A 685-nucleotide genomic window follows, 5' to 3' on the forward strand; every position below is an offset into this window, starting at 1 on the left:
GATGCCCTGCATCTCCGGAAACTCGCCAACCATCTCGGTGGCCAGGTCGGCCTTGCTCAGCAGGCCGGCACGCATGGCGCGCGCCTTGTCGCCGCCGGTGCGCTCGGCGATCAGCCCGGCCAGGCGCGAGACGCGCTCGGCCTTGTCGAACACGGTGCCGAGCTGGGCCTGGAACACCACGTTCTTCAGGCGATCGTTGAAGCGTTCCAGCGGCTGCTTCTTGTCCTGCTTGAAGAAGAACTCGGCGTCGGTCAGACGCGGACGCACGACCTTCTCGTTACCCGAGACGATCTGCGCGGGGTCCTTCGATTCGATATTGGCCACGGTGATGAAGCGTGGCAGCAGTTTGCCGTTGGTATCCAGCAGGCAGAAATACTTCTGGTTGTCCTGCATGGTGGAGATGAGTGCCTCCTGCGGCACCTCGAGGAAACGCTCCTCGAACGAGCAGACCAGCGGCACCGGCCACTCCACCAGGGCGGTGACCTCATCGAGCAGCGCCGGCGGCACGATGGCACTGCCGTTCTGCTCGGACGCCAGCTGCTCGACGCGCTTGGCGATCAGCTCGCGGCGCTCGGCGAAGTCGGCGATCACATGAGCGCCGCGCAGGTCTTCCAGGTAGCTGGAGGGTTTGGAGATATGCACCTGACCCGGGCTGTGGAAGCGGTGGCCGCGGGATTCGCGACCG

Annotated in this window: 1 protein-coding gene; it reads right to left on the bottom strand. The window is 65.3% G+C overall.

Features of this window, described 5'->3' with window-relative positions; translation table 11 throughout:
• On the bottom strand, positions 1-685 hold a 685-nt coding region (gene glyS / locus N879_RS14395; RefSeq protein ID WP_022983404.1), incomplete at both ends, for a glycine--tRNA ligase subunit beta.

Source organism: Alcaligenes sp. EGD-AK7 (assembly GCF_000465875.3).
GTDB classification, from domain to species: domain Bacteria; phylum Pseudomonadota; class Gammaproteobacteria; order Burkholderiales; family Burkholderiaceae_B; genus Alcaligenes; species Alcaligenes phenolicus.